The sequence below is a fragment of the Pseudomonas sp. PDNC002 genome, assembly GCF_016919445.1.
GTDB lineage: Bacteria > Pseudomonadota > Gammaproteobacteria > Pseudomonadales > Pseudomonadaceae > Pseudomonas.
Genome location: NZ_CP070356.1, coordinates 4,760,069 through 4,772,504, shown reverse-complemented (window position 1 = coordinate 4,772,504; position 12,436 = coordinate 4,760,069). Strand labels below are relative to the sequence as shown.

Sequence of the window (12,436 nt, the reverse complement as noted above, 5' to 3'; positions counted from 1 at the left end):
AGGGGCGGGCGATTAATTGAGGATCAGCAGTTTCGGGTATTCGTGCAGCTCGGCGGAGGTGATCTGCGCCAGCGAGCGGGCCACGCCCAGCGGATCGTCCAGGCGCCAGTTGCCGGTGACGCTGATGTTGTCCAGGCGCTCGTTGGTATTTACGATCCAGCCGGGATAGTAGCGACGCAGCTCGGCCAGTACCTGGCTCATCGGGCAGTTCTCGAACACCATGCGTCCCTTCACCCAGGCCAGCTGCGATTCCGCCTCGCCGCCGTGCTGGCGCTCGCCGAAGCCTTCCGGACCGACCCGGATGCTGTCGCCGGCACCGAGGCTGACGCGGGCATCGTCCAGGCGCGTGCGCAGGTCCACTTCGCCGCGCTGCACGCTGACTTCCGCCTCGTTACCCAGGTAGCGCACGGCGAACGCGGTGCCGCGCACGGTCACCTGCACCGGCCCGGCTTCCACTTCGAAGGGGCGGCTGCGGTCGTGGGCAACGTCGAAGTAGGCCTCGCCACGGTATAGGCGTGCCACGCGCTGCTGGCCGTCGACCCGGCTGGAAAGCGCGGTATCGGTGTTGAGCAGCACGTTGGAACCGTCGGCCAGCTGGACTTTTTGGCGCTCGCCGACGGCGGTGAGATGGTCCGCGCGCAGGCGCGTCAGCAGATCGCCCTGGACCACGACGCCCACCGCGAGCACCAGTACCGCTGCCGCGGCGAGGGGCCTGAGCAGACGCGAGCGGCGGCGCGACCTGGGCGCACCCTGCACGAGCCGGCGCTCCAGCCGCGCAGCGGCGGTGCTGAGCAGCGGTGACTGCCAGGCATCACGCACGCGCCGATATGCCTGCGCATTGCCGTCGCTGGCAGCGAGCCAGGCGTCGAAGCGCGCGCGGGTGGCGGCATCCATGTCGTCCTCGAGGATCAACCAGTCGAGGGCTTCGGCCATCTGCGGGTCATCGGGCGGCGTGGCGTGGGGCACGGGGCGGTCCTTGGAGTGGGGGCCGCGTATTCTTGTCGAATCGGCCTGCGAGCGGTAGTCCGTCATACCGATTCCTCCAGCCGGCTCACCAGCCCGACGCAGATCGCCATGATCAGTTTCAATTCCTTTTGTACCGTGCTGGGCGAGACGCCGAGTTGCTCGGCGATCTCCGCGTAGCCGCAACCGTGCAGGCGGCTGAGGATGAAGATGCGCTGCTGGCGCTCGCTGAGCTGGCTGAGGGTTGCCCCCAGGCGTTCCAGCAGTTTCTCCGCGTGCAACTGGTCCTCGGCGCTGGAGCCGGGTGCCGGCACCGCCTGCACGACATCGAAGGGCACGTCCTCGAGCATGGTCCGCGACTGCATGCGCAGGTGGCGCAGATGGTCCAGCGCAAGGTTGCGGCCGGTCTGGAAGAGGAAGGGTTCCAGGTGGTCGATGCGCCGTTCCAGCAGGGTGCGGGCCACGCGCAGGTAGGTTTCCTGCACCAGGTCTTCGGCGATGCTCGGGTTCTTCACCATCCGTACGAGCGTACGCAGCAACGGCAGGCGCTGGGCCAGAAAGACCGCGTCGAGGTTGGAAGTGCTCACAAGGGCGTCCAGCAGGAATAATTTTCAAATGATAATTAGTATTATTCGTGAGGGGCTGCCGACACAAGGCCAACCTGAATTCCGCGGGTCTCTGGGCAAATGAAAAAGGGCGAGGCGCGCGCAAGGCGGCCTCGCCCAGTCCCTCAGCCGGCAGGTGAGGGGAAACTCAGGCCTTGTCGGCTTTGCCCGCGGCCGCCGCGAAACGCGCGAGCCGCACGTCCAGGCGGCGTGGCCGTTGACCGCGGTCCTCGGCGTGCTCCTTGCGGCGAATGGCGTTGCGCACCATCAGCGAGCCGACGTAGCGGATCGGCTCGGGCGGGAAGAAGCCCAGCGGACCTTGTGTGAGCGGTGAGCGGGTCCACGCGTTGTCCAGCCCGAGGACCAGTGAACTGAGGATCTGCCCGCCCATGTGGCAGGGCCCGACACCGCTGCCGGAATAGCCGAAGCCATAGAACACGTTGCCCGCGTCGCCCAACTGGCCGAAGAACGGCAGGCCGGTCACCGAGCGGTCGGACGGGCCGTTCCAGCTCGCCGCGATGGGGACCTCGGCGAAGGCCGGGAAGAAGTCCGCCAGGCTTTCGCGCAGCAGGTCGAGGTAGGGCGAGGGGCGGTCGAACACCGGCAGCATGCGGCCGCCGTAGGCGAAGGTGTTGCCACCCTTGCCGAGCATGATCCGGCCGTCCGGGGTGTTGTGGTAGTAGTGCACGAAGATGCGCGAATCCAGCACGGTGACCCCGGACGTCAGGCCGATCTCCCGCAGCAGGTCCGGGCGCGGCTCGGTGATGATCATGTCGCTGGAGACGATCGCCACGCTGCGTTCGAACTGTGGGAAGGCGCGGGCCATCCAGGCGTTCATCGCAAGCACGACGCGGTCGGCGCTGACCGCGCCGCGTGGGGTGCGGACGGTGGCGGGCTGGCCGTGGTCCAGCCCGGTCATCGGGGTGCCCTCGTACAGCCGTACGCCCAGCTCCAGCGCCACCCGGCGCAGGCCGCGCACCAGCTTGCCCGGCTGCACGCTGGCGGCGGCCGGGGAGAACCAGCCTTCGAGATGCTTGCGCGAACCGGCCATGCGCTGCACATCCTGAAGCGGGCGCTTGCTGAAGGAGTTGATGCCGTGTTTCTCCAGGGCGGCGATGACCCCGTCGGTGGCACCGACCTGGGCTTCGTTGCTGGCGGTGTACAGCGTGCCGTCGAGCCGGTAGTCGGCATCCACGCCGTAGTGTGTGCAGAACGCACCGATGGCCTGGATGCTCCGCTCGGATTCCTGCACCAGCCGAATCGCCTCGGTCAGGCCGAACAGGCGCTCGAGCGTGAAGAACTTGGCCGACCACGACAGGGCACAACCGCCGTTGCGCCCGCTGGCGCCGGCGCCGCAGATGTCGGCCTCGACGATCACCACGTCGAGTTCCGGGTTCTGTTCCTTGAGCATGATCGCGGTCCACAGACCGGTGTAGCCGCCACCGACGATGCAGACGTCGGCGCGGGTGTCTTCCTGCAGCGACGCGGCGCGCTCGCTGTCGTGCTGCAGGGCCTGTTCGAGCCAGAAGGGGCGCATGGCGTACTCCGTGGTCAATGGTCGGGCAGGGCGGCCGTGGCGATCATCTCGACGCGCCAGGCAGGATCGATGAGTTGCGCGAGGGTGCAGGCGCGGGTCGGGGCATGGCCGAGGGGGAAGAAGTCGTCCCACACGGCGTTCAGGCCGGCGTAATCCGCGCGGTCGGCCAGCAGGATGCGCACCGACAGCAGCTGGGTACGGTCGGCGCCGACGCTCTGCAGCAGTTGCTCGATGCCGTGGAGGATTTCCCGGGTCTGGCCTTCGATGTCGAGGGATGTATCGCTGGCGACCTGGCCGCCGATGTACAGCGTGCGGTCGTGCAGGACCATCTCGGCGCGGCGTTTCACCACGCCGAAGCGTTCGATGTTCATGGGGTCTACCTGTGGGGCGGGTGGGCGCACGTCCTTGTGCGGGGAATTCAGGAGCGCGCCATGCGTACCTTCACGGAGCGGTTGGGGACGCGCGCGGCCGAGGACGCGGCGCCCTCCGGCAGGCTGTTCCAGTGCGGCAGCAGGATGGCGGCGGAAACCAGCGCGGCAATGGTGAAGCCGATGAACACGCTGTAGGTATCGAAGTAGCCGGGCAGCAGGCCGCCGAGGATCGCGCCCACCGAGCCGCAGCCGTTGACGAAGCCCGCAGCGGTGGCAGCGGCCTTGCCGGTGCCGAAGTCGATGGCGGCCGAACCGCTGATCATCGAGTCCGGTCCGTAGAGGGTCAGGCCCATCATGAACAGCAGGGCGAATACCATCAGGCTGCTGCCGGTCTGCATGGCCGGGACGAACAGCGCCAGGCAGGCGGTGAGGGCGATCAGGCTGATCACGCAGGCCGGCATGCGCCGTGCGCCGAAGATCTTGTCCGAGGCCAGGCCGATCAGGATCGGGCCGAGCAGGCCAGCGATCTCGAAGGAGGTCGGCAGGATCGCCGCGCCCACCTTGCCCAGGCCGGGCATGCGCTCATAGACGATCACCGGTCCCCACAGGAGGATGGCGTAGCGCGCCGGCTTGAGCAGGAAGTAGGCCAGGCCCAGGGTCAGTACGGTGCGGTTGCCCAGCACCAGGCTGAGGGTTTCGCGGACGCCTGGGTTCTGCCCCTCGGGCTTGAAGCCGGCGTAGCGCACGGCCTCGGGTTCGGCTTCTACCGGCGGCAGGCCGACGTCTTGCGGACGGTTGCGTTGCAGCAGCAGGAACAGCAGGGCCACGCCACCGACCACCGCGGCGCTGGAGTAGAAGGCCGCGTGCCAGGTGCCGAACACCGAGTACGCCCACCAGCCGGCGAAGGGCGAGGCGACCAGCCCACCGAAGGCGTAGCAGGTGCTCCACAGGCCGAGGATGCGGCCGCGTTCGTGGGTGGCGAAGAAACTGCCGATGTTCTTGCACAGCCCCGACCAGCCGGTGGATTGCGCGAGCCCCTGGATGACCATGCAGGTGGCGAACACCGGCAGGGTCGCCCAGGTGCCCATGACGATGGCCGCGCCGGCGGAAATCACCAGGCCGCCGAGCACCACCACGCGCGGGCCGAAGCGATCGGCGAGCACACCCCAGGTGAACTGGCCCACGGCGTAGGCCGCGAGGTAGGTGGCGTCGAGGTTGGCCATCATGGCCTTGTCGAGGTGGAAGGTAGGGTCCTCGCCGATGCCCAGCTTGGCCACCGAGAAAGCCTTGCGGGTGAAGTAGAAGGCCGCGTAGGCCAGCCAGGTGATGGCGAAGATCTGCCAGCGCCAGCGTTGGATCGATGCGAAGGGCGAGCGCGATGCTGCGTTGCCGTGAGGGTTGAGCATGATCTGACCTCGTTTTTGTTGTTGTGCTGTGCCGGCAGTCGTTGAGCTTTTCTTGTTCTTGTTGTTTTAAGAGCGGGAGCACGTCGCACCGGTAGGGGGTGCGGGTCAGAAGCACGGAGGCTGTCTTGGGTACCGCCGAAATACTTGTGGGAAGCGGCGGTGAGGCGATAGAAACAATTCCGAACAAATAACTGAAATCGATTTATCAAATTTTAAAAATAAGTTTTCCTTGTAAGAGAGTTGCTGTGCGACCTTCGCCTCGGTCGCATGACCCTGTAGTCGCTTTCCGTCGATTTTCCGGGGAGGCGGTCAGTTCGCTGCTTTGCGAGGAATGTCCGGATGTCCGTTTCCCACGCCCAGCTCAAAGCCTTCCACGCCGTCGCCGTGCACGGCAGCTTCACCCGCGCCGCCGAGCGCCTGTTCCTCACCCAGCCGGCCGTTTCCGACCAAGTACGCAAGCTGGAAGAGCGCTACGGCGTGCTGCTGTTCCATCGCAACAAGCGCTCGGTGCGCCTGACGGAATTGGGCGAACGCCTGCTGGCGGTGACGCAGCGTCTGTTCGTGATCGAGGCCGAGGCGCAGGAGCTGTTGCAGGAATCCAGTGCCCTGCAGACCGGCAGCCTGGTTCTGGCCGTGGACGCGGCGGTGCACCTTCTGCCGCAGGTGGCGCTGTTCTGCCAGCGCCATCCCGGCATCCGCGTGCGTATCGAAACGGGCAACACCGACGAGTCGTTGCAGGCGCTGTTCGGCTATCGCGCCGACCTGGCGCTGTTGGGCCGCGCCGTGGAGGACGAGCGGCTGGTGTCCTTCACCCTGCGTCGAGATCCCATCGTTGCCTTCGTCGCCAGTGGCCATCCCTGGGCGGATCGCGAATCGATCCATCTGGCCGATCTGGACGATGCCCCCCTGGTGATACGCGAGCACGGTTCGGTCACTCGGCAGACCCTGGAAGAGGAAATGCGCCGCGCCGGCTTGCGCATGCGCGCGGCCATCGAGGTCGAAGGTCGTGAAGCCGCGCGCGAAGCGGTGGTGGCAGGCATTGGCGTGGGCGTGGTATCGGCGGCGGAATTCGGTTCGGACAACCGCGTCCAGGCGCTACCCATCGTCGATTGCGAAAGGCACATGAGCGAGACCCTGGTGTGCCTGCGCGAGCAAAGCACGCGGCGGATCGTGGCGACGTTTCTAGATCTGGTGAAGGAAGATTTGCCGGCGGAGTAGGGCGGCTGTTCGCATTCATCCGAAGGTTCCGTCGGCACCTGTAGGGCGAATAACCCGGAACGGGTTATCCGCCAGGACGGCGGATAACGCCCTAGGCGTTATGCACCCTACAGGGGATATCGGCGCGCGGCGCTCCTAAAGTCGATTCACAGGCGATGACTATCAGCCCTCCGCCAACTCCAGAAACGCACTCACCACCCGTAATCCCCGGCGGCGCTCCAGGCAGCCGATGGCGTGTCGATTCAGCAGGCCCTCGCCGCTCAGGGGAATGGCCTTCACCCGCGGATCGGGGCTGACCTCCATCGACGACACGATGCCGATCCCCAGCTCCGCCGCCACCGCCTCGGTCACCGCCTCGCGGCTGTCGAGCTCCAGCAGGACGCGCGGTTCTATCGCTTGCGCCGCGCACGCCGCATCGAAGGTGCGGCGGGTGATCGAGTCGGGTTCGCGCAGCACCATGATCTGCTGGTCCAGTTCAGCCAGCGGCAGTTCGCCGACTGACCCGGCCCATACATGGCTGGCTGGCACCAGTGCGCAGATGCGCGACTCCACCAGCCCGCGCAGGAACAGCCCGGCGCGCGGCTCCACTTCGGTCAGCACGGCGATATCGACGTGTTCGTCCAGTAGTGCGGCGAGGGTTTCCTGGGCGTTGCCCAGGCGCAGGTTGACGGTGATGCCGGGGTAGCGTGCACGCAGTCGGGCAAGCATCGGCATCACCAGGTGCGGGCCGTCGGCGGCCACCTCGATGCGCCCGGTGACCAACTCGCGGCTGGCGTCGAGCATGGCCTCGGCTTCTTCCTCCAGGGCGAACAGCGTGCGGCTGATGGCGGACAACCGAATGCCGTCCTGGGTCAGCTCCACACCCCGCGCGGTGCGGCGGAACAGGTTGACCTGGTAGTGCTCCTCCAGCGCCTTCACGTGCCCGGTCACGGCCGGCTGGCTGATGAACAGGCGCTCGGCGGCGCGGGTGAAGCTGCGTTCGCGGGCGACGGCGTCGAAGGCGCGGAGCTGGAAGAGATTCATCAGGTATATGTCCGGCTTATGCAGTGCATCGTGATAAACAATTTGAACGATATCTGGCCCGTCGGCAAGTTATGCCCAGGCCACGGCGATGACGCCGGGCCCCAACCGAATTCAGCCCTGACGACGTTCCCACGAAAGAGGAATCGAGCATGAGCACTGCCGAGCGAGCCCCCATCCTGCTGACTCCCGGTCCGCTGACCACGTCCCCCCGCACCCGTCGCGCCATGATGGTCGACTGGGGCTCCTGGGACAGCGACTTCAACGAGCTGACCGCCGATGTCTGCAAGCGCCTGCTGGCGATCATCCATGGCGAGCAGACCCACACCTGCGTGCCCCTGCAGGGTAGCGGCACCTTCTCCGTCGAAGCCGCCGTGGGCACCCTGGTGCCGCGTGACGGCAAGGTGCTGGTGCTGATCAACGGCGCCTACGGCAAGCGCCTGGCGAAGATCTGCCAGGTGATCGGCCGCGAGTTCTCCATCTTCGAAACCGAAGAAGATGTGCCGACCACCGCTGCCGACGTCGATCGTCTGCTGCGCGAAGACCCCAGCGTCACCCACGTCGCGCTGATCCACTGCGAAACCAGCACCGGCATCCTCAATCCGCTCAAGGACATCGCCAAGGTCATCGAGTCCCACGGCAAGCGCCTGATCATCGATGCCATGAGTTCCTTCGGCGCGCTGGATATCGACGCCCGTGAAGTGCCCTTCGACGCGCTGATCGCCGCCTCCGGCAAGTGCCTGGAAGGCGTGCCGGGGATGGGCTTCGTCTTCGCCCGCAGCACCGCGCTGAATGCCAGCGCCGGCAACTGCCATTCGCTGTCCATGGACCTGCAGGACCAGCACGCCTACATGGCCAAGACCGGCCAGTGGCGCTTCACCCCGCCGACCCACGTGGTCGCCGCGCTGCACGAAGCGCTGAGCCAGTACGAGGAAGAGGGCGGCCTCGCGGCCCGTCATCAGCGTTACGCAAACAATTGCCAGACTCTGCTGGCCGAGATGGCCGAACTGGGCTTCCGCAGCTTCCTGCCGGCCGAGATCCAGGCGCCGATCATCGTCACCTTCCACGCTCCGCGCGACGCCCGCTACAGCTTCACCGAGTTCTACGGCCGGGTGCGCGAGAAGGGCTTCATTCTCTATCCGGGCAAGCTGACCCAGGTGGAAACCTTCCGCGTCGGTTGCATCGGCCAGGTCGACGGCAGCGGCATGCGCGCAGCGGTCGCGGCCATCGCCGAGACGCTGAAAGAGATGGAAGTCTTCGAAATCTGACCCCGGCCACTTACTTGCCACAGGATTGATTGCCATGAACTACGAACAACCCAAGCAACTGCAAGCCGCCATCCTCGATTGGGCCGGTACCGTGGTCGATTTCGGTTCCTTCGCGCCGACCCAGATCTTCGTCGAAGCCTTCGCCGAGTTCGGCGTGCAGGTCAGCCTGGAAGAAGCCCGCGGCCCGATGGGCATGGGCAAGTGGGACCACATCCGCACCCTGTGCGATATCCCGGCCATTGCCGAGCGCTACAAGGCCAAGTTCGGCCGCGTGCCGAGCGACGATGACGTCACCGCCATCTACGAGCGTTTCATGCCGCTGCAGATCGAGAAGATCGCCGAGCACTCGGCGCTGATTCCCGGCGCGCTGGAGGCCATCTCCACGTTGCGCAAGGGCGGCCTGAAGATCGGCTCCTGCTCCGGCTATCCGGCGGTGGTGATGGAGAAGGTCGTCGCCCTGGCGAAGACCAACGGCTACGTCGCCGACCATGTCGTGGCCACCGATGAAGTGCCCAACGGTCGCCCGCATCCGGCGCAGGCGCTGGCCAACGTGATTGCCCTGGGCATCAATGATGTCGCGGCTTGCGTGAAGGTCGACGACACCTGGCCGGGCATCCTCGAAGGCCGTAGCGCCGGCATGTGGACCGTGGCGCTGACCTGTTCGGGCAACGCCCTGGGTCTGACCTACGCGCAGTACAAGGCGCTGCCGGCGGAAAAACTGGACCAGGAGCGCCGTCGCATCGGGCAGATGTTCGAAGGCTCGCGCCCGCACTACCTGATCGACACCATCGCCGAACTGCCGGCGGTGATTGCCGATATCAATGCGCGCCTGGCGCGGGGGGAGATGCCGCAGAGCAGCTGATCCCGAGCGTTAACGAAGAAGGCCCGCTTGTTGCGGGCTTTTTTTGTTGGGGGTTTGGTGTTTCTGCGCCGCTTTGGTGTGCGCGTGGGGTTCTGTCTGAACGGGGCATTCGGGCGCGTGCGGACATTTCTCTGGAAGTCTTCAAGCCAAAGCCGTGTCAGCGGAGTGCTCGCTTTCGTAGGAGCGGACTCCGTCCGCGATCGACCAACCGTCGCTCCGATCAACCAGGGGGCTGGGCACGACCATCGCGGACAGAGTCCGCTCCTACGCAGCTGGAAACGCGGGAGTCGACCTGTAGGAGCGGACCTTGTCCGCGATCAGCGCCGGCAGGCGCGCCTATCCGTTGATCTCAATTCACAACGTTGCGCACAAACCGCACCAGCACATCCCCATGGTTCTGGTAGGAAAACGGCTGGCTGCTCTTGAACACATGGAATCCACCGGCCTCGACATCCACCGTCTCCTCGGCGAGCACGATGGTCAGCCGGCCTTCGATGACGTAGGCCATGTCGTACCAGCCTTCGGCATCCGGCTCGGCGTTGTAGCGGTCGCCGGGAGCCAGCGACCAGTGCCAGAGTTCCGCCTGCCGCGAGGCGGGCGTACTGGCGAGGAGGGTGCCGCGGCTGTCCGCCTGCTGGCCGCCCCAGGCGACGGCGTCGACGCGGGTCAGGCCGCCGGTGGCCGGTGGGCGCACCAGGTCGGCGAAGGTCACGTGCAGCGCGGCGGCGATGCGGTCGAGGGTCGCGAGGCTGACGTTGTTGTCGCCGCCCTCGATGCCGACCAGCATCCGGCGGCTGACGCCTGAGGCCTTGGCCAACGCGTCCTGGCTCAGGCCGGCGTTGCGGCGCAGCATCTTTACGTTATCGGCGACGTGCACCAGCACGCTGGGACGCTCGGAAGGTGTGGGCAGTATATTGCTCATTCTGGCCTTTTTGCGCATTATGTTGCGCATAACAGTCAACCAAGAATTCCCAACCGTTGCAATGCCTGTTCAGGTCCGCATCATGCCTCGCTCGCGCTTTCTCGCTACTGTCTTCCCCATCGCCGTTCTGATCATTTCCATGGCATCGATCCAGACCGGCGCGTCCGTCGCCAAGAGCCTGTTCCCGGTGCTCGGCGCCGAGGGCGTCACCTCGATGCGACTGATCTTCGCCGCGATCATCCTGCTGGCGATTCTTCGTCCGTGGCGCGTCTCGCTGAAGGACAAGCCGCTCAAGCCGCTGATCATCTATGGCCTGAACCTGGGCCTGATGAACCTGATGTTCTACATGTCGCTGCAGACCATCCCGCTGGGTGTCGCGGTGGCGCTGGAGTTCACCGGGCCGCTGGCGGTGGCGCTGTTCTACTCGCGCAAGCCCATCGACTTCCTCTGGATCGCCATGGCGGTGGTCGGCCTGGGCCTGCTGCTGCCGATCGCCGACTTCGGTGCCGGCATCGATCCCAAGGGCGCCGCCCTGGCGCTCGGCGCCGGTGTCTGCTGGGGCCTCTACATCATCTTCGGCCAGCGCGCCGGCAACGACCTGGGTGCCCAGGGCGCGGCGCTGGGCATCACCATCGCGGCCATCTGCATCGCCCCGATCGGCATCGCCCACAGCGGCATGGCCCTGCTCGACATCAGCCTGTTCCCGGCGCTGCTGGGCGTAGCGATCCTCTCCAGCGCGCTGCCCTACACCCTGGAAATGGTCGCACTGACCCGCCTGCCGGCACGCACCTTCGGCACCCTGATGAGCATCGAGCCGGCCTTCGGCGCGTTGTCCGGCCTGTTCTTCCTCGGCGAGCAACTGACTTCGCACCAGTGGATCGCCATCGGCGCGATCATCGTCGCCTCGGTGGGCACGACGCTCAGCAGCCGGCCGAAGCCAGCGCTGGTGACGGACTGAGCAGCCACCAGCCACCGGACCGCTGGGTTACATCGAATCGAGGCCCAGCGAGGGCTCGGCCTTGCGCCTGCCGGCGGGTGCCGTTTCCCTGAGGAACAGGATGACCAGGAAGCCGGCTATCGCTCCGCCCAGCGCCAGGTACAAGGACTTTTCAATCCCATAGTGCTGGGCGATGTACCCCGCCACCGCGGGAAACACGCCGCCACCGAACACTTCGCCAATGCCAACCACCATGCCGGTGGCCGTCGAGGTCAGGGCGGCAGGCACCGATTCGCTGGTCAGCGGGCCCACCACCATGCAGACGATGGCGAAATTGAAGAACATCGCCAGCGCCAGCAAGGTGAACAGTATGAAGGGACGGGCCCCGGTATTGATCATCAAGGCGATGCAAACGGCGGTTGCCAGGCAGCACAGCAACCCTACCGGCTTGCGCCCCAGATGATCGGAAATGGCTGGCACGATGAGCATGCCGAGAAAGCCCCCCAACCCCAGTGCCGACATGACGAAGCCCATCTGCTGCATGTCCAGCAGCAGAAAGTCCGTCAGGTAGTTGGGCAGAATGACCGCGACCACGCTCAGGCACATCTGCATGACCAGCATGCCCAGCATGTTCACCACCACGTTGTGGTAGCGCAGCACCGTCGTCCAGTGGGCGGCGGGCACGGGCTCCACGAGCGCCTGGGCAGTCACCACGTCGCTCGGTTCACGCAGGGTGCGGTACAGCAGCCAGGCGATCAGTAGCCCAGGCAAGGCGACCACCGCGAAAACCCAGCGCCACGAGGGCAGCACCAGCAGTAATTGCGTGGCCAGTATCGGAGCCAGGCCCAACCCCAGCAGGGGAAAGAACGCCTGCTGGAAGCCCATGTTCATCCCCAGGCGCGAGGGGTGGGAGGCTTCGCCGGTGGCGGCAATGGAGGTGGGTGTGAAGGCGCCTTCGGCGGCCCCCATGGCGACCCTGATGACCAGCAGCGCACCGACCCCGGTGGCTAATCCGGAAAACCCGGCGAGCAGGGAGAAAACCACCACGGCCGGAATGATCACCTTGCGCCGTCCCACGCGGTCAGACAGGCGTCCCATCAGGATGGAGGCTACTCCCCAGGCAATGGCCAACACCGCGGAGATATTGCCCAGGTCCTGATAGTTGAGCTGCAAGTCCTTCATCATCGATGGAAACAGCGGAAGGATGATGAATCTATCCAGGCCTACCAGGCCGAAGCCCACCGCCAGCAGCAGTACCGCACTCCACTCATAGTTGATGTCCCAGGCCTTGTTGTTCATAGCCGATCTCCTCCCACAGGAGCGCGCT

The 12,436-nt window shown here is 66.0% G+C and carries 12 protein-coding genes; 4 read left to right on the top strand and 8 right to left on the bottom strand.

The genetic code is table 11. The features are described from left to right. Positions 1 to 12: 12 nt before the first annotated feature. The 5 genes from JVX91_RS21520 to JVX91_RS21500 form a co-directional block, all read right to left on the bottom strand. Positions 13 to 933 carry a FecR domain-containing protein gene (locus JVX91_RS21520; protein WP_205340068.1) on the bottom strand — a complete coding sequence of 307 codons (921 nt, stop codon included), beginning with the start codon at positions 931 to 933 and terminating at the stop codon, positions 13 to 15. Between the two features lie 95 nt (positions 934 to 1,028). Next, complete coding sequence (locus tag JVX91_RS21515; protein ID WP_205336169.1) at positions 1,029 to 1,550, bottom strand: sigma-70 family RNA polymerase sigma factor; 522 nt, start codon at positions 1,548 to 1,550, stop codon at positions 1,029 to 1,031. A gap of 166 nt (positions 1,551 to 1,716) precedes the next feature. After that, positions 1,717 to 3,105, bottom strand: a complete 1,389-nt coding sequence (locus tag JVX91_RS21510; protein ID WP_205336168.1) for an FAD-dependent oxidoreductase — start codon at positions 3,103 to 3,105, stop codon at positions 1,717 to 1,719. 14 nt (positions 3,106 to 3,119) lie between these two features. After that, a complete protein-coding gene (locus JVX91_RS21505) occupies positions 3,120 to 3,476 on the bottom strand; it encodes a RidA family protein (protein ID WP_205336167.1) in 357 nt (118 codons plus the stop codon). A gap of 47 nt (positions 3,477 to 3,523) precedes the next feature. Next, entirely contained in the window at positions 3,524 to 4,882 is a 1,359-nt protein-coding gene (locus tag JVX91_RS21500; RefSeq protein ID WP_205336166.1) for an MFS transporter, read from the bottom strand. Positions 4,883 to 5,221: 339 nt separating this feature from the next. On the opposite strand from JVX91_RS21500, the gene JVX91_RS21495 reads away from it, so the two are divergent. Further along, on the top strand, positions 5,222 to 6,100 hold the full coding sequence (locus JVX91_RS21495) for a LysR substrate-binding domain-containing protein (RefSeq protein WP_205336165.1): 879 nt from the start codon (positions 5,222 to 5,224) through the stop codon (positions 6,098 to 6,100). A gap of 162 nt (positions 6,101 to 6,262) precedes the next feature. On the opposite strand, the gene JVX91_RS21490 is transcribed toward JVX91_RS21495, so the two are convergent. Then, the gene (locus tag JVX91_RS21490; RefSeq protein WP_205336164.1) at positions 6,263 to 7,123 is read right to left on the bottom strand and encodes a LysR substrate-binding domain-containing protein; all 861 of its coding nucleotides are present in this window, start codon (positions 7,121 to 7,123) and stop codon (positions 6,263 to 6,265) included. 149 nt (positions 7,124 to 7,272) lie between these two features. On the opposite strand from JVX91_RS21490, the gene JVX91_RS21485 reads away from it, so the two are divergent. Next, complete coding sequence (locus JVX91_RS21485) at positions 7,273 to 8,388, top strand: 2-aminoethylphosphonate--pyruvate transaminase (RefSeq protein WP_205336163.1); 1,116 nt, start codon at positions 7,273 to 7,275, stop codon at positions 8,386 to 8,388. A 34-nt stretch (positions 8,389 to 8,422) separates the two neighbouring features. Beyond that, positions 8,423 to 9,250 carry a phosphonoacetaldehyde hydrolase gene (phnX, locus tag JVX91_RS21480; RefSeq protein WP_205336162.1) on the top strand — a complete coding sequence of 276 codons (828 nt, stop codon included), beginning with the start codon at positions 8,423 to 8,425 and terminating at the stop codon, positions 9,248 to 9,250. 349 nt (positions 9,251 to 9,599) lie between these two features. On the opposite strand, the gene JVX91_RS21475 is transcribed toward phnX, so the two are convergent. Continuing rightward, positions 9,600 to 10,202 carry an XRE family transcriptional regulator gene (locus JVX91_RS21475; protein ID WP_205336161.1) on the bottom strand — a complete coding sequence of 201 codons (603 nt, stop codon included), beginning with the start codon at positions 10,200 to 10,202 and terminating at the stop codon, positions 9,600 to 9,602. Positions 10,203 to 10,254: 52 nt separating this feature from the next. Between JVX91_RS21475 and rhtA the strand changes: the two genes are divergently transcribed. Further along, positions 10,255 to 11,130 carry a threonine/homoserine exporter RhtA gene (rhtA, locus tag JVX91_RS21470; RefSeq protein ID WP_205336160.1) on the top strand — a complete coding sequence of 292 codons (876 nt, stop codon included), beginning with the start codon at positions 10,255 to 10,257 and terminating at the stop codon, positions 11,128 to 11,130. A gap of 27 nt (positions 11,131 to 11,157) precedes the next feature. Here rhtA and JVX91_RS21465 read toward each other — a convergent pair whose 3' ends face one another. After that, positions 11,158 to 12,408, bottom strand: coding sequence for an MFS transporter (locus tag JVX91_RS21465; protein WP_205336159.1), 1,251 nt, complete (start codon positions 12,406 to 12,408; stop codon positions 11,158 to 11,160). Positions 12,409 to 12,436 lie beyond the last annotated feature (28 nt).

Coding starts and splice junctions, on each gene's coding strand:
- JVX91_RS21465 (WP_205336159.1), bottom strand. CDS start 12,408: ATGAACAACAAGGCCTGGGACATCAACTATGAGTGGAGTGCGGTACTG.
- JVX91_RS21505 (WP_205336167.1), bottom strand. CDS start 3,476: ATGAACATCGAACGCTTCGGCGTGGTGAAACGCCGCGCCGAGATGGTC.
- JVX91_RS21520 (WP_205340068.1), bottom strand. CDS start 933: ATGGCCGAAGCCCTCGACTGGTTGATCCTCGAGGACGACATGGATGCC.
- rhtA (WP_205336160.1), top strand. CDS start 10,255: ATGCCTCGCTCGCGCTTTCTCGCTACTGTCTTCCCCATCGCCGTTCTG.
- JVX91_RS21475 (WP_205336161.1), bottom strand. CDS start 10,202: ATGCGCAACATAATGCGCAAAAAGGCCAGAATGAGCAATATACTGCCC.
- JVX91_RS21485 (WP_205336163.1), top strand. CDS start 7,273: ATGAGCACTGCCGAGCGAGCCCCCATCCTGCTGACTCCCGGTCCGCTG.
- phnX (WP_205336162.1), top strand. CDS start 8,423: ATGAACTACGAACAACCCAAGCAACTGCAAGCCGCCATCCTCGATTGG.
- JVX91_RS21495 (WP_205336165.1), top strand. CDS start 5,222: ATGTCCGTTTCCCACGCCCAGCTCAAAGCCTTCCACGCCGTCGCCGTG.
- JVX91_RS21510 (WP_205336168.1), bottom strand. CDS start 3,105: ATGCGCCCCTTCTGGCTCGAACAGGCCCTGCAGCACGACAGCGAGCGC.
- JVX91_RS21500 (WP_205336166.1), bottom strand. CDS start 4,882: ATGCTCAACCCTCACGGCAACGCAGCATCGCGCTCGCCCTTCGCATCG.
- JVX91_RS21490 (WP_205336164.1), bottom strand. CDS start 7,123: ATGAATCTCTTCCAGCTCCGCGCCTTCGACGCCGTCGCCCGCGAACGC.